Genomic DNA, 20,564 nt, shown 5'->3' with positions numbered 1-20,564 from the left:
TACCGAAGCAGGATGTTCGCCATGATTCGTATGCCTCTGGCTACCGCCAGTCTGCTGGCCATCGCTATTTCCCTCGCCGGTTGCGGCGAAGGCAAGGACAAAGAAAAAGCCTCCGAAATGACTCCGGCTTCCAGCAGCGCTGCTCCAGCCCCTGCCGCTGCGCCTGCTCCTGCCGCCGGTAAAGTTGACGATGCCGCCGCCAAGGCCGTGGTCGCGCACTACGCCGACATGGTCTTCGCCGTTTACAGCGATGCCGAATCCACCGCGAAAACCCTGCAGAGCGCGGTCGACGCGTTCCTCGCCAAGCCGAACGCCGACACCCTCAAAGCCGCCAAGGCTGCCTGGGTCGCCGCACGCGTGCCGTACCTGCAGAGCGAAGTATTCCGCTTCGGCAACACCATCATCGACGACTGGGAAGGTCAGGTTAACGCCTGGCCATTGGACGAGGGCTTGATCGACTACGTCGACAAATCCTACGAGCACGCACTGGGTAACCCGGGCGCCAGCGCCAACATCATCGCCAACACCGAAGTGCAGGTCGGCGAAGACAAAGTCGACGTGAAAGAGATCACCCCGGAAAAACTCGCCAGCCTCAACGAGCTGGGCGGTTCCGAGGCGAACGTTGCCACCGGCTACCACGCGATCGAATTCCTCCTCTGGGGCCAGGATCTGAACGGCACCGGCCCTGGCGCTGGCAACCGTCCGGCCTCGGACTATCTGGAAGGCGCCGGCGCCACCGGTGGTCACAACGAGCGTCGTCGTGCCTACCTGAAAGCCGTGACCCAACTGCTGGTCAGCGACCTGGAAGAAATGGTCGGCAACTGGAAGCCGAACGTGGCCGACAACTACCGCGCCACCCTGGAAGCCGAGCCAGGCGAAACCGGCCTGCGCAAAATGCTCTTCGGCATGGGCAGCCTGTCCCTGGGTGAACTGGCGGGCGAGCGCATGAAGGTTTCCCTGGAAGCCAACTCCCCCGAAGACGAGCAGGATTGCTTCAGCGACAACACCCACTACTCGCACTTCTACGACGCCAAAGGCGTGCGTAACGTTTACCTGGGCGAGTACACCCGTGTTGACGGCACCAAGCTGACCGGCGCCAGCCTGTCGTCGCTGGTAGCCAAGGCCGACCCGGCTGCCGACACCGCGCTGAAAGCCGATCTGGCCGCGACCGAAGCGAAGATCCAGGTCATGGTCGATCACGCCAACAAGGGTGAGCACTACGACCAGTTGATCGCTGCCGGCAACACCGCTGGCAACCAGGTCGTTCGCGACGCCATCGCCGCGCTGGTCAAGCAGACCGGCTCGATCGAAGCCGCTGCCGGCAAACTGGGCATCAGCGACCTGAACCCGGACAGCGCCGATCACGAGTTCTGATCGCAGCGTCCGTTCAAAAAGAGGCGACCTTCGGGTCGCCTTTTTCATTATTGGCACACCACTATCCCTGTGGGAGCGAGCCTGCTCGCGAAGGCTTGATCCGGCGCAGCATTTACAGCGCGTCGGGCATCGCTTTCGCGAACAGGCTCGCTCCCACAGTGTTGGCATGCGCTTCAAGGCTTGCGCGATATCAAGCAAACGATAATTCCTCTTATTCAAACTCCCCCGCCCTGTTAGACTTTGCGCCTTTGTTTTCGCCCGTTTGCAGGATGTCTGATGCTGTCGTTGCCGCTTCGCTTGTCCGCACTGTTGCTGGCCCTGGGCCTGAGTGCCTGCGATGACGCCCCGCGTTTCACCAAGGCCGAGCCGGGGGAAGCGCGTTCGGGCGGTGCGGCGACTGTGCGCAAGAGCGATCAGAACGCCTTTTCCCTGCCATCGGCCAACCTGCCGCCCTCGCGGCGGGTGGATTTCAGTGTCGGCAACAGTTTCTTTCGCAGCCCGTGGGTGATCGCGCCGTCGACCACCACGGCGCGCGACGGCCTCGGCCCGTTGTTCAATACCAACGCCTGCCAGAACTGCCACATCAAGGACGGTCGCGGGCATCCGCCGGCACCTGACGCATCCAATGCGGTGTCGATGCTGGTGCGCCTGTCGATTCCCGACGCGCCGCAATACGCCAAAGTCATCGAACAGCTCGGCGTAGTGCCGGAGCCGGTGTATGGCGGGCAGTTCCAGGACATGGCCGTGCCCGGCGTCGCCCCGGAAGGCAAGGTGCGGGTCGACTACACGCCGGTGCCGGTACGCTTCAAGGACGGTACCGAGGTCGAGCTGCGCAAACCGACCCTGCAGATCACTCAACTCGGTTACGGCCCGATGCACCCGGACACGCGTATTTCCGCGCGGGTGGCGCCGCCGATGATTGGTCTGGGCCTGCTCGAAGCCATCCCCGAGGAGGCGATCCTCGCCAACGCCGCCGCCCAGGCGAAAGAGAACAACGGCATCAACGGCCGGCCCAACCGTGTCTGGGATGACCAGTTGCAGAAAACCGTCGTCGGCCGGTTCGGCTGGAAAGCCGGGCAGCCGAATCTCAATCAACAGAATGTTCACGCGTTCTCCGGTGACATGGGCCTGACCACCAGCCTGCGGCCGTTCGACGATTGCACCGAGGTGCAAACCGCCTGCAAACAGGCGCCGAACGGCAATGGTCCCGACGGCGAACCGGAAGTCAGCGACAACATCCTGCGGCTGGTGCTGTTCTACAGCCGCAACCTGGCAGTGCCGGCGCGCCGTGGCGTCAACGATCCACAGGTGCTGGCCGGCAAGAATCTGTTTTTCCAGGCCGGTTGCCAGTCGTGCCACACGCCGAAATACACCACGGCCGCCGATGCCGCCGAACCGGAATTGGCCAATCAGGTGATTCGTCCATACAGCGACTTGCTGCTGCATGACATGGGCGAAGGCCTGGCGGACAACCGCACGGAATTTCAGGCCTCCGGCCGCGACTGGCGCACCCCGCCGTTATGGGGGATTGGTCTGACGCAAGCGGTCAGCGGTCACACCCAGTTTTTGCATGACGGCCGCGCACGCAACCTGCTCGAAGCGGTGCTCTGGCATGGCGGCGAGGCGACGGCGGCGCAGCAACAGGTTTTGTCTTTCAATGCCGAGCAGCGCGCTGCGTTGCTGGCTTTTCTGAACTCACTTTAAATACTGAAAAAACATCGGGAGCCCGACATGTTCCGTCCCAAGTTACTGTTCACCAGCCTTGCCGCGCTCGCCCTCGGCGCCTGCTCGCCGCAGGACCCGCAAGCGGTCACTTCGGCGGCGATCGCCAAATCGGTGATCCTGCCGACCTACACCCGTTGGGTCGAAGCCGACCGGCAACTGGCGGTCAGCGCCCTCGCCTACTGCCAGGGCAAAGAGACCCTGGAAACCGCCCGTGCCGATTTCCTCCACGCGCAGAAAGCCTGGGCCGAACTGCAACCGCTGCTGATCGGTCCGCTGGCCGAAGGCAATCGTTCGTGGCAAGTGCAGTTCTGGCCGGACAAGAAAAACCTCGTCGGCCGTCAGGTCGAGCAACTGGTCGTCGCCCAGCCGCAGATCGACGCCGCCGCGCTGGCCAAATCCAGCGTCGTGGTGCAGGGCCTGTCGGCTTACGAATACATCCTCTTCGACGCCAAGCCTGACGTCGCCAACGATGCGCAAAAAGCCAAATACTGCCCGCTGCTGATCGCCATCGGGGAACGCCAGAAGCAACTGGCCGAAGAGATCCTGCAGGGCTGGAACAACACCGACGGCATGCTCGCGCAGATGAGCAAGTTCCCCAACCAGCGCTACGCCGACTCCCACGAAGCGATCGCCGATCTGCTGCGCGTCCAAGTGACTGCACTGGATACCCTGAAGAAAAAACTCGGCACGCCAATGGGCCGTCAGAGCAAGGGCGTGCCGCAGCCGTTCCAGGCCGATGCGTGGCGCAGCCAGTCGTCGCTGACCGCATTGGAAGCCAGCCTTGCCGCCGCCAAAACCGTCTGGGAAGGCGTCGACAACAAAGGCCTGCGCGGTCTGCTGCCGGCCGAACAGAAGCCGTTGGCGGACAAGATCGATGCCGCTTATGCCGCGTCGCTGAAGCTGTTCGACAGCACCCAGCGCTCGCTGGGCGAAATGCTCGAAGACGACGCCGGTCGCCAGCAACTCAACGATATCTACGACAGCCTCAACGTCGTCCATCGCCTGCATGAAGGCGAGCTGGCCAAGGCGCTGGGCATCCAACTGGGCTTCAACGCCAACGACGGTGACTGATGAGGGCGAGTGCCATGCTGCGACGTCAGGTTCTGACTTTAGGTAGTGCACTGCTGGGAGCAGTGACGCTGGGCGGCTGGACGCTGTTCAAACGCAAGGATCAGAGCCCGCTGCTGCTGTCGGCGCGTGACGATACTGACGGCAAGCATTACGCCGTCGGCTATCGGCTCGACGGTACGCGGGTGTTCGCCACCCACGTCGGCCAGCGTTGCCACGACATCATCAATCATCCGACGCAGCCGCTGGCGCTGTTCGTTGCACGGCGTCCGGGTACCGAGAGTTACCTGATCGACCTGCGCGACGGCACGTTGCTGCAGACCGTGACCTCGCAGCCGAACCGGCACTTCTACGGCCACGCCGTGGTGCACAAGGACGGCGAATACCTGTACGCCACCGAAAACGATACGACCGATCCTGGTCGCGGTTTGCTCGGTGTGTATAAGTTCGAAGGCGAGCGGCTGGTGCACACGGGCGAGATTTCCACCCATGGCCTCGGCCCGCATCAGGTGTCGTGGATGCCCGACGGCGAGACGCTGGTGGTGGCCAACGGCGGCATTCGCACCGAGGCGGAAAGCCGCGTCGACATGAACCTCAACGCCATGGAACCGAGCCTGGTGCTGATGCAGCGCGACGGCACGTTGCTGAGCAAGGAAACCCTCGCCCAGCAGATGAACAGCGTGCGCCACATGGGCATCGCCAGTGACGGTACCATCGTCGCCGGCCAGCAATTCATGGGGCCGTCCCACGAGCGCTCGGAGCTGCTGGCGATCAAGCGACCCGGGCAACCGTTTGTGGCGTTCCCGGTAGCGGAAGATCAGTTGCAGGCGATGGGGCACTACACCGCCAGCGTCGCGGTGCACAGCGACCTGCGTCTGGTCGCGTTGACAGCGCCGCGCGGCAATCGCTTCTTTATCTGGGATCTGGACAGCGGCGAACTGCGCCTCGATGCGCCTTTGCCTGATTGCGCCGGCGTTGGTGCGGTAAAGGATGGCTTTGTCGTGACCTCGGGTCAGGGCCGTTGCCGTTACTACGATTGCCGGCAGGAACAGCTGCTGGCCAAGCCGCTGGAATTGCCGGCGGGGCTCTGGGACAACCATCTGCACTTGATGGCCTGACAACAAGTCCCGTGGCTGACAATCAACCTGTGGCGAGGGGATTTATCCCCGTTGGGTGGCGCAGCCGCCCTTAAAACTGCAATTGCGGTATGACTGAAGGATTCAGGGGGCCGCTTCGCAGCCCAACGGGGATAAATCCCCTCACCACAGGATTGTGTCCCGCTGCACCTGTAAACACTGCCAGTTGGAATCCCCACCTGACTCGGAGTAATGTGCCCGCCTGTCTCATGATTTATCCAAGGAAATGGAAATATGCTGCGTCGCCGCATGCTGATCATGTTGGGTGTTGTTTTGCTGATCGTCCTGGTGCTGGGCGGATACAAAGCCTTTTCGGTCTACACGATGATCCAGGGCTTTTCCAAGCCCAAGCCGCCGATCAGCGTCGCCGTGGCCACTGCCGGCGAACAGCCGTGGCAGATGCGCCTGCCCACCGTCGGCACGCTCAAGGCGCTGCAAGGTGTCGACTTGAGTCTGGAAGTCGCCGGCACCGTCACTGAACTCAAATTCGAATCCGGGCAGAAGGTCAAGGCCGGACAGCCGTTGCTGCAACTCGACAGCGCCGTCGAGACCGCTCTGCTGGAAACCGCTCGCGCCGACCTCGGCCTGGCGCAACTGGACTTCGGCCGTGGCGCGCAACTGGTCGACAGCCGCGCGATCTCCAAAGGCGAGTACGACCGCCTCTCCGCCGTGCTGCAAAAGAACAAGGCCACGGTCAATCAGCTCAACGCGTCGCTGGCGAAAAAGCGCATCCTCGCGCCATTCAGCGGCACCATCGGCATCCGCCAGGTCGACGTCGGCGACTACCTCGCCAGCGGTACCAAAATCGCCACGTTGCAGGACTTGAGCAGCCTTTACGCTGACTTCTACGTGCCGGAGCAAGCGGTGCCGAAACTCGCTATCGGTCAGCCCGTGCAGTTCACCGTCGCCGCTTATCCGGGGCAGAACTTTGCCGGCAAGATCAGCGCGATCAACCCGATCGTCGAAAGCACCACGCGCAATATCCTCGTCCGCGCCACCCTGGCCAACCCCGACGGCAAGCTGCTGCCGGGCATGTTCGCCAGCCTTGAAGTGCTGCTGCCCGATCCGCAGAAGCACATCGTCGTGCCGGAAAGCGCGATCACCTACACCCTGTACGGCAACTCGGTTTATGTGGTGGGGCAGAAGAAGGCCGAGGACGGCAGCGTCGCCAAGGATGACAACGGCCAACCGCTGCTGATCGCCGAACGTCGTTTCGTCGAGACCGGTGAACGCCGCGATGGCCTGGTGATGATCAACAAGGGCGTGCAGAGCGGCGAACAAGTGGTAACGGCGGGCCAGATCAAACTGGACAACGGTGCCCACATCGCCATCAGCGACGACAAGACCCTCGGCGAGCAGAACAGTCCGCCTCGCGTCGACTGATCAAGGAATTCCCATGGCTTTTACCGATCCGTTCATCCGCCGCCCGGTGCTCGCCACCGTGGTCAGCCTGCTGATTGTGCTGCTGGGCTTCCAGGCCTGGAGCAAGCTGCCGCTGCGCCAGTACCCGCAAATGGAAAACGCCCTGATCACGGTGACCACGGCTTATCCCGGGGCCAACGCCGAAACCATTCAGGGCTACATCACCCAGCCGATGCAACAGAGCCTGGCCAGCGCCGAAGGCATCGATTACATGACCTCGGTCAGCCGGCAGAACTTCTCGGTGATTTCGATCTACGCGCGCATCGGTGCCAACACCGACCGCTTGTTCACCGAACTGCTGGCCAAGGCCAACGAGGTGAAGAACAAGCTGCCGCAGGACGCCGAAGACCCGGTGCTGAGCAAGGAATCCGCCGACGCTTCGGCGCTGATGTACATCAGTTTCTTCAGCAAGGACCTGAGCAACCCGCAGATCACCGACTACCTGTCGCGGGTCATCCAGCCAAAACTGGCGACGCTGCCGGGCATGGCCGAAGCGGAAATTCTCGGCAATCAGGTGTTCGCCATGCGTCTGTGGCTCGACCCGGTGAAACTCGCCGGCTTCGGCCTCAGCGCCGCCGACGTGACCGCGGCGGTGCGCCAGTACAACTTCCTCTCCGCCGCCGGCGAGGTGAAAGGCGAGTACACCGTCACCAGCATCAACGCCAACACCGAACTGAAATCCGCCGAAGCCTTCGCGGCGATTCCGCTCAAGGTCGATGGCGACAGCCGCGTGCTGCTGCGCGATGTCGCGCGGGTGGAAATGGGCGCGGAAAACTACGATTCGATCAGCTCGTTCGGCGGCACGCCATCGGTATACATCGGCATCAAGGCCACTCCCGGCGCCAACCCGCTGGACGTGATCAAGGAAGTGCGCAAGCTGATGCCCGAGCTGGAAGCGCAGCTGCCGCCGAACCTGAAAAGCGAAATCGCCTACGACGCCACGCTGTTCATTCAGGCGTCGATCGATGAGGTGGTGAAAACCCTGTTCGAAGCGGTGCTGATCGTCATCGTCGTGGTGTTCCTGTTCCTCGGCGCGCTGCGTTCGGTAGTGATCCCGGTGGTGACCATTCCGCTGTCGATGATCGGCGTGATGTTCTTCATGCAGATGATGGGTTACTCGATGAACCTGCTGACGCTGCTGGCCATGGTGCTGGCCATCGGTCTTGTGGTGGACGATGCGATCGTCGTGGTGGAGAACATCCACCGACATATCGAGGAAGGCAAGAAGCCGTTCGATGCAGCGCTGGAAGGCGCGCGGGAAATTGCCATGCCGGTGGTGTCGATGACCATCACCCTGGCGGCGGTGTATGCGCCGATCGGTTTCCTCACCGGGCTGACCGGGGCGTTGTTCAAGGAGTTCGCCCTGACCCTGGCTGGAGCAGTGGTGATTTCTGGCGTCGTTGCCCTGACGCTGTCGCCGATGATGTGCGCGTTTCTGCTGCGCCACGAAGAGAATCCCGGCGGACTGGCCCATCGCCTCGACCGCGTCTTTGAAGGCCTCAAGCGCCGTTATCAAAGCATGCTCCACGGCACGCTCAATACCCGGCCGGTGGTGCTGGTGTTCGCGGTGATCGTGCTGTGCCTGATTCCGGTGTTTCTCAAGTTCACCAAGTCGGAACTGGCCCCGGACGAGGATCAAGGCATCATTTTCATGATGGCCAGCGCACCGCAGCCGACCAACCTCGACTACCTGAGCACCTACACCGACGAATTCATCACCATCTTCAAAGAGTTTCCCGAGTACTACTCCTCGTTCCAGATCAACGGCTACAACGGCGTGCAGGCCGGTATCGGCGGCTTTTTGCTCAAGCCATGGAACGAGCGCAGCCGCACGCAGATGGAAATCCTCCCCGAGGTGCAGAGCAAACTGGAGAGCATTCCCGGCCTGCAGATCTTCGGTTTCAACCTGCCCTCCCTGCCCGGCACCGGTGAAGGCCTGCCTTTCGAATTCGTGGTCAACACCGCCAATGACTATGAACTGCTGCTGCAAGTCGCCGAGCGCATCGAGAAACGCGCCATGGAGTCAGGCAAGTTCGCCTTCGTCGACCTCGATCTGGCGTTCGACAAGCCGGAAGTAGTCGTGGATATCGACCGCGACAAGGCTGCGCAGATGGGCGTGTCGATGCTCGACCTCGGCAGCACGCTGGCGACCTTGCTCGGCGAGGCGGAAATCAACCGCTTCACCATCGACGGGCGCAGCTACAAGGTCATCGCCCAGGTTGAACGGGCCTACCGCGACAACCCGGACTGGCTGAACAATTACTACGTGAAAAACACTCAGGGCGAATTGCTGCCGCTGTCGACCTTGATCAAGGTCAGCGACCGCGCACGACCGCGCCAGCTCAATCAGTTCCAGCAGCTCAACGCAGCGAAGATTTCCGGTTTCCCGCTGGTGAGCATGGGCGAAGCCATCGACACCGTGCTGCAGATTGCCCGCGAAGAAGCACCGGCCGGGTTTGCCTTCGACTACGGCGGCGCCTCGCGCCAGTACGTGCAGGAAGGCAGCGCATTGTGGGTAACTTTCGCTCTGGCATTGGCGATCATCTTTCTCGTGCTGGCCGCACAGTTCGAAAGCTTCCGTGATCCGCTGGTGATTCTGGTGACCGTACCGCTGTCGATTTGCGGGGCGCTGATTCCGCTGTTCCTCGGCTGGTCGAGCATGAACATCTACACCCAGGTCGGGCTGGTGACGCTGATCGGCCTGATCAGCAAGCACGGCATCCTGATCGTCGAATTCGCCAACCAGTTGCGCAAGGACAAGGGTTTGAGCGCCCGTGAAGCCGTAGAGGAAGCAGCGGCAATTCGCTTGCGCCCGGTGCTGATGACGACGGCGGCAATGGTGTTCGGCATGGTGCCGCTGATTCTGGCCACCGGTGCGGGAGCCGTGAGCCGCTTTGATATAGGCATGGTGATTGCGACGGGGATGTCGATCGGCACGTTGTTTACGCTGTTCGTGCTGCCGTGTGTTTACACGTTCCTGGCGAAACCGGACCGCAAATAACACGCATCACGCTGTGGGAGCGAGCCTGCTCGCGAATGCGGTATTTTGATCGTTCCCACGCTCTGCTTGGGAATGCAGCTCGGGACGCTCCGCGTCCCATTGGAACGCGGAGCGTCCCTTGAGGCGTTCCCACGCAGAGCGTAGGAACGATCAAGCAAGATCAAAAGATCGCAGCCTTCGGCAGCTCCTACACAATCCGTATTCCAAAAAAAAGGCCTCGCAACTGCGAGGCCTTTCATTTGGGCTTCAATCGTTTCAACTGGCTGGCCTCATTCCCTGAGACAGTCCGAACATGAACAACAGCAAATCATGATCGGGCTGGGTCGCCACGGAGGATTTCGCCACCCGTGGAACCGAACAATGAGCGTCGTTCCCGGACGCCCCTATGACCTGCATGCGCGGCTGCTCCCAGGCAGCCACCGCCAGTGAAGCAACTGCCAAGGCCCCGACCAGGAACAAACCTCGTGCAATTTCGAGTTTCATCGCTATAAACCTTTGATAGCGCTGCCAAACGCCGTCTCATAAAAGTAGACGAGTTTTTTCCAGTCGGCATCGCGGAACGACGAATGGCGACGCAGTTGCTTCATGTCATGCTGCGCGGCGCGATAGGGTGTCAGACGCTGACGGCACTTCTCCAGATCGATCAACGCCACTTCAACCTGCGCCGCTTCACCTTCACCGGTGACGCGCACGAAAACGTGTTTGATGTAGATGCAGCTGTGTTGCCAGCGGCCCTTGTGCATGCGCGCCAGGTTCTCGGCGAGGTCCTTGAGGACTTTCTCGTAGACCACGTCACCACATTGATCGCGACCACCGGCAGCGGCCAGCCAGTGTTCCAGTTCCTGGAAACCGTCGAGGGATTTGGTGACGAGCAGCGCGCGCCACTTGTGTTGCGGATCCGGTTGCGCGCCGCAAAAAACGATTTGCGGAACACGCACGCCGAGTTTGCTTACGCCGGTCAGCGCATCGAGTTCACGCAATACGGTCGGGCGACCGAACGGGTGCAACCAACTGCGATAGATGTGCCCGGTCTGGCGCTTGGCGTACAAGAGCTGACCGTCACGGTCGACGATGCGCTGCACCCCGCTTTCGCCACCACGGCGCACATTGGGCTCTTCAACCCATTCGCCGCGCTGGTTCCAGTAATAATCGAAACGATCCTGGGGAGCGACATCCGCTTCAACCGCTGCTTGCACTGCCATCCTCTACCTCTTGCGTAATACGTAAACTCGCCACATCGCATAGAGCGGTATGAAGTCCAGTTGTTCCTGAATGCGGAAACCCGCCTGTTCAAATTCTTTCTCGATCGTCGCCGCCGGAATCAGAAATCGATTCTGGTAATCATGACTTGGCCGATCCCGCTCGGCACGCTTGCGCTTCCAGGCCTTGAAATTGCCGTCGACCCACAACGAAACAATCACGCTGTCACGGGTCACCCGCTCGAACTCGCGCAGGATCACCCGACGGTGCTCGGCCTCGCCGATGTGGTGCAACAGGCGCATGCAAAAGATGCTGTCGACCGAGTTATCCGGCAGAGCGATATCGAATGCCGAGGTGTGCAGCGGTTGTACACGCTTGACCACATCGGCCGGTTGTCCCTGCAGCGCGGTCTTGATCATCGACTCGGAATTGTCCGCGCCGATGATCACCCGGTTGGGCTTCTCCGCGAGCATTGGCCAGAAACGCCCGGCACCGCAGGGCAGGTCCAGCACCAGCCCGGGATCTCCCGCCAGCGCCAAGGCCTTGCGACCGACTTGCTCATCGCGCCAGTGCGACAGGCGCCGACCGAGGCTTTGCTGGTGCTTGCGCAGATATCGTTGTGCGTGTTGGTCGTCGTACTTTTCGGAAAAATCGAGCTTGATCGGGCCGGCCATCATCTGGACTCCTGTTCTGATGACGCCACCTTAAGCAGCGGCGTGTCAGCGTCAGGTCATCCAATTGTGAAAATTCTGTCAGGTAAATCTGCAAAGTATTACAACCTTATACAGGATTTAGACAGGTGGGCGGGAGTAGCCTCGAGCCACTATTTGCTGGCATTCACGCCAAGATCTACCTCGAATCGGCAGCCATTGGGCTCCATCGTGCTCAAACTGACCGTCCAGCCCTGGTTTTCGCAGATACGCTGGACCAGCGACAGGCCCAAGCCGAGACCCTCGCCACGTTTCTCGCTACCGCGCACAAACGGCTCGAACATCGCCTCGCGTTTTTCCTCGGGAATACCTACCCCCGAGTCCTCGACGACAAAACCGTTGGCAGTGAGGGTAAGGCGAATAAAACCCTCTTCGGTGTAATGCAGTGCGTTACGCAGCAAGTTGCCCATCACCGCATTGAGCAAGGTCGCGTTGTAACGTGTGTCCGGTGGATCGCCCGGCTCGAACATCAGCGACAGGCCCTTGCGCTCGATCGGCTCGCGCCACAGGCACAGCAGGCTCTCGGCGACTTGCGTGAGGTTTTGCTGCGGCGCGGCGCCGGCCTCTTCGTTCTGTGCGCGCGCCAGCATCAGGAAGGTCTGTACCAGTTCGCGCATCTCCTCGCTCGCCCGGGCAATGCGCTCGACCTGGGCGCGACCGCGCTGATCGAGACCGGGGTTTTCCAGCAGCAGTTCGCAGGAACTGGCGAGGACCATCAGCGGCGTGCGCAATTCGTGGCTGACGTCGCTGGTGAACAAACGCTCGCGGTTCAGCGCCTGACGCAAGCGCCCCAGCGTGGCATCGAACGCCACCGCCAGTTCACCGACTTCATCCGCTGCATAATCCGGCGCCAGGGGCGGCGCCAGCCCGAGCAACTGGTCGCGATGACGGACCTGCCGCGCCAGGCGCACCACCGGCGCCATCACCTTGCGCGCGAGCACCCAGCCAAGAAACACCGCCAGTGCCAGGCTGAGCACGAAGCCCACCAGCACCACGGCAAACAGCACGCGCTCGCGCTCTTCGAAATCGCTCTGGTCCTGCAGCAAGACATAACGCCGACCATCCACCACTTCGACCATGGCGTGATAGGACAGCTGCTCGCGAAAGACCTCGTGGAAACCGGCATCGAGGTGACGCAGATCCTTGGGCAGGTCGAAATCCCCCGGCCCGCCGCTGAAATAGAACAACTGATCCGGCTCGGGGCGATGGCTCCAGTCGGAGACGTTGTCCATCAGCAGCAAACGTTGCAGATCGCCGCCCAGCCCTGCGGAAATCAGTTTCTCTTCCACCAGATGCACCGTTGCAACGATGCCCATGGCGAAGGCGCCGGCGACCAGTGCGCTCATCAGCGCAAAGGCGATGATGATCCGCTGGGAAAGACTCTGCTTAAACTCCATCTCGCCCCTCGGCCAAGCGATAACCGACACCGTGCACGGTGTGCAGCAGTGGCTTGGCGAATGGCTTGTCGATCACCTGGCGCAACTGGTGAACATGGCTGCGCAGGCTGTCGCTGTCCGGGCAGTCATCGCCCCACAGCGCTTCCTCGAGAATCTCCCGACGCAGCACGTGCGGGCTCTTCTGCATCAACACCGCGAGCAGCTTGAGACCGACCGGGTTGAGCTTGAGCAGCTTGCCTTCGCGGGTCACTTCCAGGGTGTCGAGGTCGTAGCTCAGATCACCGACCTGCAATGCGCGGCGACCGCCGCCCTGAGCACGGCGCATGACCGCTTCGACGCGGGCGGCCAGCTCGGACAGCGCAAACGGTTTGATCAGGTAATCGTCGGCGCCGGACTTGAAGCCCTGCAGCCGGTCGTCGAGTTGGTCGCGGGCGGTCAGCATGATCACCGGCGTATCGCGCCGGGCATCTTCGCGCAGGCGTTTGCACAAGGTGTAGCCGTCGATGCCGGGCAGCATGATGTCGAGCACGATCAGGTCGTAATGCTCGGTCGCCGCCAGATGCAGACCGGACAAGCCGTCTTGTGCGCAATCGACGGTATAGCCTTTCATGCCCAGGTAATCGGCCAGATTGGCCAGGATGTCACGGTTGTCTTCGACCAGCAGAATTCGCATGGACATCTCCTCCGAACGGGGTAACGGCCGTCTTGGCCCGCGCAGCTTACGGCCAAGTGTGGCTGAGGGCTAGGGGCGTTTTTCGATAAACCTGCACTGCGTGCGCTGCGACGTTTTTTTCACTTTCGGTTAACAAATCGCCGACGCGAGCGCGCGCAGACTCCGCGCGATTACGCTCTCTCCTCCGTTCATCGACCAAGGAACCTGCCATGGTGTCGACCTCTGCCCTTCCCGCTTCAAGACCGCTGAACTGGTGGTTGTGTCTGGGCATTCCCGCAGCGGCGGCGATCATTCTGCTGTTGCTCGAACTGACCGATCTGGACATGGTTCTGGCGCAAATGTTCTACGACCCGGTGGCCGGGGATTTCATCGGACGGCACAGCTACTTTCTTGAAGACATCCTGCATGACCGCGCGAAGCAGCTGGTGATCGGCTTTTCGGTGTTTGCCATTCTGGGTTTCATCGGCGCGTTTTTCATCGACCGGCTGAAACCGTTCAAGCGCGAACTCGGTTGCCTGGTGCTGTCGCTGGGGCTGGCGACTTCGTTTGTCACTCCGGTCAAAGCCGTCACTGCCGTGCAATGCCCGTGGAGCCTGGAGCAATTCGGCGGTCACGAGACCTACAGCAAACTGATGGAGCATCGCCCCGCCACGGACAAGCCGGGACGTTGCTGGCCGGGTGGCCATGCGGCAACCGGGTTCACCCTGTTTGCACTGTTCTTCGTGTTGCGCGACCGCCGCCCGCGACTGGCACGGCAGGCGTTTGTATTTGCCTTTGCGCTGGGCTCGGTGTTCTCGATCAGCCGCATGATGCAGGGCGCGCACTTCTTTTCGCACAACGTGTGGACGGCGATTTTCTGCTGGCTGATTTGCCTGGGGGCTTATTACTGGGTGCTGTATCGCCCGGCTGGCAAGACTTCGACGGCGATGAACACACAGCCGATCAACGCCTGAAATAAACAACCTGTGGGAGCGAGCCTGCTCGCGAATTGGCGGCTCAACTGGCTTGCATGTCGGATGACAGACCGCTTTCGCGAGCAGGCTCGCTCCCACAGGGGGATACCAGTGAGCTTCGAAATTGGGGCAATAAAAAACCCCGCTGACTTTCGCCAGCGGGGTTTTGCGTTACAGGGCCAGGGCTGGCTTACATCATGCCGCCCATGCCACCCATGCCGCCCATGTCTGGCATACCGCCGCCAGCTGCACCTTCTTTCTTCGGTGCGTCGGCAACCGCTGCTTCGGTGGTCAGGATCAGACCGCCGATGGAGGCTGCAGCTTGCAGAGCCGAACGGGTTACCTTGGTTGGGTCCAGGATGCCCATTTCGATCATGTCGCCGTATTCGCCGGAAGCAGCGTTGTAACCGAAGTTACCTTTGCCGTTCTTCACTTCGTTGACGACTACGCTTGGCTCGTCACCGGAGTTGGCAGCGATCTGACGCAGCGGCGCTTCAACAGCGCGACGCAGCACAGCGATACCGACGTTCTGGTCAGCGTTGTCGCCGGTCAGCTCGGTCAGTGCTTCCAGAGCACGGATCAGCGCCACGCCACCGCCAGGTACCACGCCTTCTTCAACGGCTGCGCGGGTTGCGTGCAGGGCGTCTTCAACGCGGGCTTTCTTCTCTTTCATTTCAACTTCGGAACCAGCGCCAACCTTGATCACTGCAACGCCGCCGGACAGCTTGGCCAGACGCTCTTGCAGTTTTTCACGGTCGTAGTCCGAGGAAGTTTCGGCAACCTGGGCGCGGATCTGAGCGATACGGCCTTCGATGTCTGCCTGCACGCCAGCACCGTCAACGATGATGGTGTTTTCCTTGGACAGGGTCACGCGCTTGGCGTTACCCAGGTGCTCCAGAGTGGTGCTTTCCAGGCTCAGACCGATCTCTTCGGAGATAACGGTGCCGCCGGTCAGAACAGCGATGTCCTGCAGCATGGCCTTGCGACGGTCGCCGAAGCCCGGTGCCTTGACGGCAGCGACTTTGACGATGCCACGCATGTTATTCACAACCAGAGTCGCCAGGGCTTCGCCTTCAACGTCTTCGGCCACGATCAGCAGTGGGCGGCCGGCTTTGGCAACGGCTTCCAGCACTGGCAGCATTTCGCGGATGTTCGAGATCTTCTTGTCGACCAGCAGGATCAGCGGGCCGTCGAGCTCGGCAACCATGGTGTCCGGCTTGTTGACGAAGTATGGCGACAGGTAGCCACGGTCGAACTGCATGCCTTCTACAACCGACAGTTCGTTTTCCAGGCCCGAGCCTTCTTCAACGGTGATCACGCCTTCTTTACCGACTTTTTCCATGGCTTCGGCAATGATGTCGCCGATGGAGTTGTCGGAGTTGGCCGAGATGGTGCCGACCTGAGCGATGGCTTTGAAGTCAGCGCATGGCTTGGACAGGGCTTTGAGCTCTTTGACAATGGCGATGGTCGCCTTGTCGATACCGCGTTTCAGGTCCATCGGGTTCATGCCGGCAGCGACGGCTTTCAGGCCTTCGTTGACGATCGACTGAGCCAGAACGGTAGCGGTGGTAGTACCGTCACCAGCGTCATCGTTGGCACGGGAGGCAACGTCTTTGACCAGCTGCGCGCCCATGTTTTCGAAGCGGTCATCCAGTTCGATTTCTTTGGCGACGGAAACGCCGTCCTTGGTGATGGTCGGAGCGCCGAAGCTCTTCTCGATAACCACGTTACGGCCTTTCGGGCCCAGGGTCGCTTTTACCGCGTCAGCCAGAACGTTGACGCCTTTGAGCATCTTGGTACGGGCGGCATCGCCGAACTTAACTTCTTTAGCAGCCATGATCGATATTCCTTAAATACTTTGTAGTAGCGGGAAAATGAACGGGGATATCAGCCTTCGATAACCGCGAGGATTTCGTTCTCGCTCATTACCAGCAGGTCTTCGCCATCGACTTTCACAGTGTTGCTGCCGGAGTAAGGACCGAACACAACCTTGTCGCCTTCCTTCACGGACAGTGCACGCACTTCACCGTTTTCCAGAGCTTTGCCCGGGCCTACAGCGAGAATCACACCGTGGTTGGCTTTTTCAGCAGCCGAACCTGGCAGGACGATACCGCCAGCGGTTTTCTTTTCTTCTTCGCTGCGACGGATGACGACGCGGTCATGCAGAGGACGAAGCTTCATTGTCGATCTCTCCTAATTGTGGTTTTCATCGGCCGGTGTAGTCCCGGCGGGTTTAACGAATCCGGCCTGCGCCGGTTGCGGTCCGTCGAGCGAACCGCGCAAGTCTGTCCGGTTTGAATACCAGAAACCTTTCGGTGACCGATACATAGGGGCGTACAAGCCGATTACAAGGGCTGACGGAAAAAATTTTTCATCCAGACACGGTAAATAACAGCCATAAACAAGCACGGCACCCGCAGGTGCCGTGTCGATGCTGATATCACTTGTTGTCGCGGTGTTCGAACTCGCCTTCGATCACATTCGGCTCTCGACCGAGCGGCTCGCGCGGGGCCGGGCCGCCACGGGGTTGCAGGTCGTCGGCGAAGGCACGCTGGCGCATCGCCTGGTCTTCAGCACGCTGGCGCATCTTGTTCGCCAGCAGACGACGGGTGACCGGCAACAGCATCACCAGACCGACCACATCACTGATGAAGCCGGGAATGATCAACAGGCCGCCGGCCAGTGCCAGCATCAGGCCTTCGAGCATGGTCTGCGCGGGCAATTCGCCGCGATTCAGGCTCTCCCGGGCACGCAATGCGGTGGCCAGACCGGCGACGCGCAGCACGAACACACCGAACATCGAGCCGAGAATGATCAGCAGCAGGGCCGGGAAGAACCCGATAGAGCCTGCCACTTTGACGAATACGAACAGCTCCAGCACTGGAAACAGCAGAAAGAGCAACAGAAAAGGGCGCATCAAAGTTTCCTCAACGCAAGAAATGCCTTGCAGTAAGCCTTAGATGACGTCGCCCTTGCGTGAATTCAAGCTTAACTTTGCGCTTTTTTCGGCCAGGACTGGGCGTGAGCCAGAGAAACCAAGGCCTCGCGCACTTGTGTCGGCGTATTACATGGCGCCGCGAAGGGCAACCAGTAGACGGCCTGACCGATGCGCAGGTGCATGCCCTCGCTGTCGATGCCGGCCAGTTGCGCCGGCACACTGTTCGGCAGCCCGGCCAGCTCGACGTAATGGGCGATGGCCTTGGCGTGGTCGCTGTTCATGTGCTCGACCATGCTGATTTCCGCCTTGCCGGCGAACGGGTTGGCCAAGGTCAGATCGTCGATCCAGTGGATCGCACCAAAGCCGCCGATGTAGCGATGGCGCACCGGATCGAGCACCCAGAAATCGAAATCGTGGGCCTGGTGATAATTCTGCGAGTCGGGGAAATAGCGGTAATAACGCTCGGCGGCAGCCTCGATCGCGGCCGGGTCTTCGAGTTTCTGCGCTTGGGCCAGATAGGTCAGCCGCCCGACCGCCTGCACGTCGTCGGCCTCGCGCTCGCCCACCAGCATCGAGCACTTCGGATCTTTCTGCAGGTTATGCGTGTGCTGCGCGATGCGGCTGATCAGGATCAGCGGCCGACCCTGCTCGTCCAGGCAATACGGCACAACCGAGCCAAAGGGAAAACCCGGCATCGACTTGGAGTGGGTCGACAGCACTCCACGGTATTCCTTGAGAAGCAATTCTCGGGCATTCTTCGCCACTTCAGCGCTCAATTTGTGACTCCTTAAATGGGTTCCGTCTAGAAAACGGACAGGCGCGCAGCGAAAAGTAACCGGCGCGCATCGGGCAAATGTTCGTGTGCAACCAGGCCTGACCGGTGCCGATCGAGCGTTGCCGACAACAAAAACAACTCAGACCTGCCAGCGGGACATGCGAATGCAACTCAACGACAAAGTAATCATTATCACCGGCGGTTGCCAGGGTTTGGGCCGTTCCATGGCCGAGTATTTCGCCGGCAAGGGCGCGAAGCTGGCCCTGGTCGATCTGAATCAGGAAAAACTCGACGACGCCGTGGCCGCCTGCAAAGCCAAGGGTGTCGAAGCGCGCAGCTACCTGTGCAATGTGGCCAATGAAGAACAGGTCGAGCACATGGTTGCGCAAGTGGCGGAAGACTTCGGCGCCATTCACGGCCTTATCAACAACGCCGGGATCCTGCGCGATGGTCTGTTGCTGAAGGTCAAGGACGGTGAGATGACCAAGATGAGCCTGGCGCAGTGGCAGGCGGTGATCGACGTCAACCTCACCGGCGTGTTCCTCTGCACCCGTGAAGTCGCAGCGAAAATGGTCGAGCTGAAGAACAGCGGTGCGATCATCAACATTTCGTCGATCTCCCGTGCGGGCAACGTCGGCCAGACCAACTATTCCGCAGCCAAGGCCGGCGTCGCGGCGGCGACCGTGACCTGGGCGAAGGAGCTGGCGCGTTACGGCATTCGCGTGGCGGGCATCGCGCCGGGCTTCATCGAAACCGAAATGACTTTGGGCATGAAGCCGGAAGCGCTGGAAAAGATGACGTCGGGCATTCCGCTCAAGCGCATGGGCAAGCCGGAAGAAATCGCCCATTCGGCGGCGTATATCTTCGAGAACGACTACTACACCGGGCGGATTCTGGAGATGGATGGCGGCTTGCGGATCTGACTGTCACCCTGAAACAAATGTGGGAGCGAGCCTGCTCGCGAAAGCGGTGGGTCAGCCAACATCTTCGTTGACTGACACTCCCTCTTCGCGAGCAGGCTCGCTCCCACATTTTCATCCAGCGTTTATTCAATCGTCGCTGATGGTGATATTCGGCATCGCCGGCGTGGCCGCTTCCTGCAAGACAATGCGCGCACCGACGTGGCGGGCCAGTTCCTGATAGACCATGGCGATCTGGCTGTCCGGCTCGGCGATCACGGTTGGCTTGCCGCCATCGGCCTGTTCGCGGATCAGCATCGAGAGCGGCAGCGAGGCAAGCAGTTCGACGCCGTACTGGGTGGCCAGTTTCTCGCCGCCGCCTTCACCGAACAGATGCTCGGCATGCCCGCAGTTCGAGCAGATGTGCACGGCCATGTTTTCCACCACGCCCAGCACCGGAATGTTGACCTTGCGGAACATTTCCACGCCTTTGCGCGCATCGAGCAGTGCCAGGTCCTGCGGCGTAGTGACGATCACCGCCCCCGCCACCGGGACTTTCTGCGCCAGGGTCAGCTGGATGTCGCCGGTGCCTGGCGGCATGTCGATGACCAGATAATCCAGATCCCCCCACGCGGTTTGCGTGACCAGTTGCAGCAGCGCCCCGGAAACCATCGGCCCGCGCCAGACCATCGGCGTGTTGTCGTCGGTCAGGAACGCCATCGACATGACTTCCACACCGTGGGCCTTGAGCGGCACGAACCATTTCTGATCCTTGACCTCGGGCCGGGTGCGTTCGGGAATGCCGAACATGATGCCCTGGCTCGGGCCGTAGATATCGGCGTCGAGGATGCCGACCTTGGCACCTTCCCGGGCCAGCGCCAGCGCGAGGTTGGCAGCGGTAGTGGATTTGCCCACGCCGCCCTTGCCGGAAGCGACGGCGACGACGTTCTTGACGTTGGCCAGCCCGGGAATCTGCGCCTGGGCCTTGTGCGCGGCGATCACGCTGGTGACCTCGATACGGGCGATGACCACGCCGTCAAGGTTTTCGATGGCCAGTTGCAGCAATTGCGCCCAGCCGCTCTTGAACAAACCGGCGGCGTAGCCGATTTCCAGCTGCACATTGACGCGGTCACCGATGATCTCGATGTTTTTCACGCAACCGGCGCTGACCGGGTCCTGGTTCAGGTAAGGGTCGGTGTATTGGCTGAGGACGGCTTCCACCGCTGCGCGAGTGACGGCGCTCATGGGCAACTCCGATAACAAGACTGGAAAAGATGGCGGCTATCGTACGCT

Annotated in this window: 18 protein-coding genes; 8 read left to right on the top strand and 10 right to left on the bottom strand. The window is 61.0% G+C overall.

Annotation, left to right across the window (positions count from 1 at the left end; translation table 11 throughout):
- Positions 1-21: 21 nt before the first annotated feature.
- From D8U61_RS09115 to D8U61_RS09090, 6 genes are all read left to right on the top strand, one after another.
- Positions 22-1,374, top strand: a complete 1,353-nt coding sequence (locus D8U61_RS09115; protein WP_122752236.1) for an imelysin family protein — start codon at positions 22-24, stop codon at positions 1,372-1,374.
- A gap of 276 nt (positions 1,375-1,650) precedes the next feature.
- Positions 1,651-3,078, top strand: a complete 1,428-nt coding sequence (locus D8U61_RS09110) for a di-heme oxidoredictase family protein (protein WP_130926788.1) — start codon at positions 1,651-1,653, stop codon at positions 3,076-3,078.
- A 27-nt stretch (positions 3,079-3,105) separates the two neighbouring features.
- The gene (locus tag D8U61_RS09105) at positions 3,106-4,170 is read left to right on the top strand and encodes an imelysin family protein (protein WP_056789978.1); all 1,065 of its coding nucleotides are present in this window, start codon (positions 3,106-3,108) and stop codon (positions 4,168-4,170) included.
- Positions 4,171-4,184: 14 nt separating this feature from the next.
- Positions 4,185-5,285, top strand: coding sequence for a DUF1513 domain-containing protein (locus tag D8U61_RS09100; protein WP_130926787.1), 1,101 nt, complete (start codon positions 4,185-4,187; stop codon positions 5,283-5,285).
- Between the two features lie 252 nt (positions 5,286-5,537).
- On the top strand, positions 5,538-6,686 hold the full coding sequence (locus tag D8U61_RS09095) for an efflux RND transporter periplasmic adaptor subunit (protein ID WP_130926786.1): 1,149 nt from the start codon (positions 5,538-5,540) through the stop codon (positions 6,684-6,686).
- Between the two features lie 13 nt (positions 6,687-6,699).
- A complete protein-coding gene (locus D8U61_RS09090) occupies positions 6,700-9,726 on the top strand; it encodes a multidrug efflux RND transporter permease subunit (RefSeq protein ID WP_130926785.1) in 3,027 nt (1,008 codons plus the stop codon).
- Between the two features lie 255 nt (positions 9,727-9,981).
- Here the strand turns inward: D8U61_RS09090 and D8U61_RS09085 are convergent, their stop codons facing one another.
- The 5 genes from D8U61_RS09085 to colR form a co-directional block, all read right to left on the bottom strand.
- Positions 9,982-10,209: a hypothetical protein gene (locus tag D8U61_RS09085; RefSeq protein WP_125925636.1), complete on the bottom strand. Its 228-nt coding sequence runs from the start codon at positions 10,207-10,209 to the stop codon at positions 9,982-9,984.
- 2 nt (positions 10,210-10,211) lie between these two features.
- Positions 10,212-10,928, bottom strand: a complete 717-nt coding sequence (locus D8U61_RS09080) for a lipopolysaccharide kinase InaA family protein (protein ID WP_024014147.1) — start codon at positions 10,926-10,928, stop codon at positions 10,212-10,214.
- A gap of 3 nt (positions 10,929-10,931) precedes the next feature.
- The gene (locus D8U61_RS09075; RefSeq protein WP_038861247.1) at positions 10,932-11,600 is read right to left on the bottom strand and encodes a class I SAM-dependent methyltransferase; all 669 of its coding nucleotides are present in this window, start codon (positions 11,598-11,600) and stop codon (positions 10,932-10,934) included.
- 149 nt (positions 11,601-11,749) lie between these two features.
- Entirely contained in the window at positions 11,750-13,033 is a 1,284-nt protein-coding gene (locus D8U61_RS09070) for a HAMP domain-containing sensor histidine kinase (RefSeq protein WP_125925637.1), read from the bottom strand.
- Positions 13,023-13,706 (bottom strand): two-component system response regulator ColR, encoded by a 684-nt coding sequence (colR, locus tag D8U61_RS09065; RefSeq protein ID WP_016773421.1) that lies wholly within the window; start codon positions 13,704-13,706, stop codon positions 13,023-13,025. The genes D8U61_RS09070 and colR overlap by 11 nt, the downstream gene beginning before the upstream one ends.
- Before the next feature lie 209 nt (positions 13,707-13,915).
- Between colR and D8U61_RS09060 the strand changes: the two genes are divergently transcribed.
- Entirely contained in the window at positions 13,916-14,659 is a 744-nt protein-coding gene (locus D8U61_RS09060; protein WP_125925638.1) for a phosphatase PAP2 family protein, read from the top strand.
- Positions 14,660-14,849: 190 nt separating this feature from the next.
- Here D8U61_RS09060 and groL read toward each other — a convergent pair whose 3' ends face one another.
- From groL to D8U61_RS09040, 4 genes are all read right to left on the bottom strand, one after another.
- The gene (gene groL / locus D8U61_RS09055; RefSeq protein WP_016773419.1) at positions 14,850-16,496 is read right to left on the bottom strand and encodes a chaperonin GroEL; all 1,647 of its coding nucleotides are present in this window, start codon (positions 16,494-16,496) and stop codon (positions 14,850-14,852) included.
- A gap of 50 nt (positions 16,497-16,546) precedes the next feature.
- Positions 16,547-16,840, bottom strand: a complete 294-nt coding sequence (locus D8U61_RS09050; RefSeq protein ID WP_007916610.1) for a co-chaperone GroES — start codon at positions 16,838-16,840, stop codon at positions 16,547-16,549.
- 259 nt (positions 16,841-17,099) lie between these two features.
- Positions 17,100-17,576, bottom strand: coding sequence for an FxsA family protein (locus D8U61_RS09045; RefSeq protein ID WP_016773418.1), 477 nt, complete (start codon positions 17,574-17,576; stop codon positions 17,100-17,102).
- Positions 17,577-17,647: 71 nt separating this feature from the next.
- Positions 17,648-18,373: a HugZ family protein gene (locus D8U61_RS09040; RefSeq protein WP_016773417.1), complete on the bottom strand. Its 726-nt coding sequence runs from the start codon at positions 18,371-18,373 to the stop codon at positions 17,648-17,650.
- A 163-nt stretch (positions 18,374-18,536) separates the two neighbouring features.
- Here D8U61_RS09040 and D8U61_RS09035 point away from each other — a divergent pair, with 163 nt between their 5' ends.
- Positions 18,537-19,295, top strand: a complete 759-nt coding sequence (locus D8U61_RS09035; protein ID WP_016773416.1) for an SDR family oxidoreductase — start codon at positions 18,537-18,539, stop codon at positions 19,293-19,295.
- Positions 19,296-19,421: 126 nt separating this feature from the next.
- Here the strand turns inward: D8U61_RS09035 and apbC are convergent, their stop codons facing one another.
- Complete coding sequence (gene apbC / locus D8U61_RS09025) at positions 19,422-20,516, bottom strand: iron-sulfur cluster carrier protein ApbC (RefSeq protein WP_130926783.1); 1,095 nt, start codon at positions 20,514-20,516, stop codon at positions 19,422-19,424.
- Positions 20,517-20,564: the final 48 nt, after the last annotated feature.

It is taken from the genome of Pseudomonas sp. Sample_14 (genome assembly GCF_004307515.1).
Classification (GTDB): domain Bacteria; phylum Pseudomonadota; class Gammaproteobacteria; order Pseudomonadales; family Pseudomonadaceae; genus Aquipseudomonas; species Aquipseudomonas atacamensis.
This window is presented reverse-complemented; position numbering and strand designations above follow the sequence as displayed.

Excerpts from the sequence above, each read along its gene's own strand:
- D8U61_RS09060 (WP_125925638.1), top strand. The coding sequence starts at position 13,916 with ATGGTGTCGACCTCTGCCCTTCCCGCTTCAAGACCGCTGAACTGGTGG.
- D8U61_RS09085 (WP_125925636.1), bottom strand. The coding sequence starts at position 10,209 with ATGAAACTCGAAATTGCACGAGGTTTGTTCCTGGTCGGGGCCTTGGCA.
- D8U61_RS09045 (WP_016773418.1), bottom strand. The coding sequence starts at position 17,576 with ATGCGCCCTTTTCTGTTGCTCTTTCTGCTGTTTCCAGTGCTGGAGCTG.
- D8U61_RS09035 (WP_016773416.1), top strand. The coding sequence starts at position 18,537 with ATGCAACTCAACGACAAAGTAATCATTATCACCGGCGGTTGCCAGGGT.
- apbC (WP_130926783.1), bottom strand. The coding sequence starts at position 20,516 with ATGAGCGCCGTCACTCGCGCAGCGGTGGAAGCCGTCCTCAGCCAATAC.
- D8U61_RS09095 (WP_130926786.1), top strand. The coding sequence starts at position 5,538 with ATGCTGCGTCGCCGCATGCTGATCATGTTGGGTGTTGTTTTGCTGATC.
- D8U61_RS09050 (WP_007916610.1), bottom strand. The coding sequence starts at position 16,840 with ATGAAGCTTCGTCCTCTGCATGACCGCGTCGTCATCCGTCGCAGCGAA.
- D8U61_RS09075 (WP_038861247.1), bottom strand. The coding sequence starts at position 11,600 with ATGGCCGGCCCGATCAAGCTCGATTTTTCCGAAAAGTACGACGACCAA.
- groL (WP_016773419.1), bottom strand. The coding sequence starts at position 16,496 with ATGGCTGCTAAAGAAGTTAAGTTCGGCGATGCCGCCCGTACCAAGATG.
- colR (WP_016773421.1), bottom strand. The coding sequence starts at position 13,706 with ATGCGAATTCTGCTGGTCGAAGACAACCGTGACATCCTGGCCAATCTG.
- D8U61_RS09115 (WP_122752236.1), top strand. The coding sequence starts at position 22 with ATGATTCGTATGCCTCTGGCTACCGCCAGTCTGCTGGCCATCGCTATT.
- D8U61_RS09090 (WP_130926785.1), top strand. The coding sequence starts at position 6,700 with ATGGCTTTTACCGATCCGTTCATCCGCCGCCCGGTGCTCGCCACCGTG.
- D8U61_RS09105 (WP_056789978.1), top strand. The coding sequence starts at position 3,106 with ATGTTCCGTCCCAAGTTACTGTTCACCAGCCTTGCCGCGCTCGCCCTC.
- D8U61_RS09110 (WP_130926788.1), top strand. The coding sequence starts at position 1,651 with ATGCTGTCGTTGCCGCTTCGCTTGTCCGCACTGTTGCTGGCCCTGGGC.
- D8U61_RS09100 (WP_130926787.1), top strand. The coding sequence starts at position 4,185 with ATGCTGCGACGTCAGGTTCTGACTTTAGGTAGTGCACTGCTGGGAGCA.
- D8U61_RS09070 (WP_125925637.1), bottom strand. The coding sequence starts at position 13,033 with ATGGAGTTTAAGCAGAGTCTTTCCCAGCGGATCATCATCGCCTTTGCG.
- D8U61_RS09080 (WP_024014147.1), bottom strand. The coding sequence starts at position 10,928 with ATGGCAGTGCAAGCAGCGGTTGAAGCGGATGTCGCTCCCCAGGATCGT.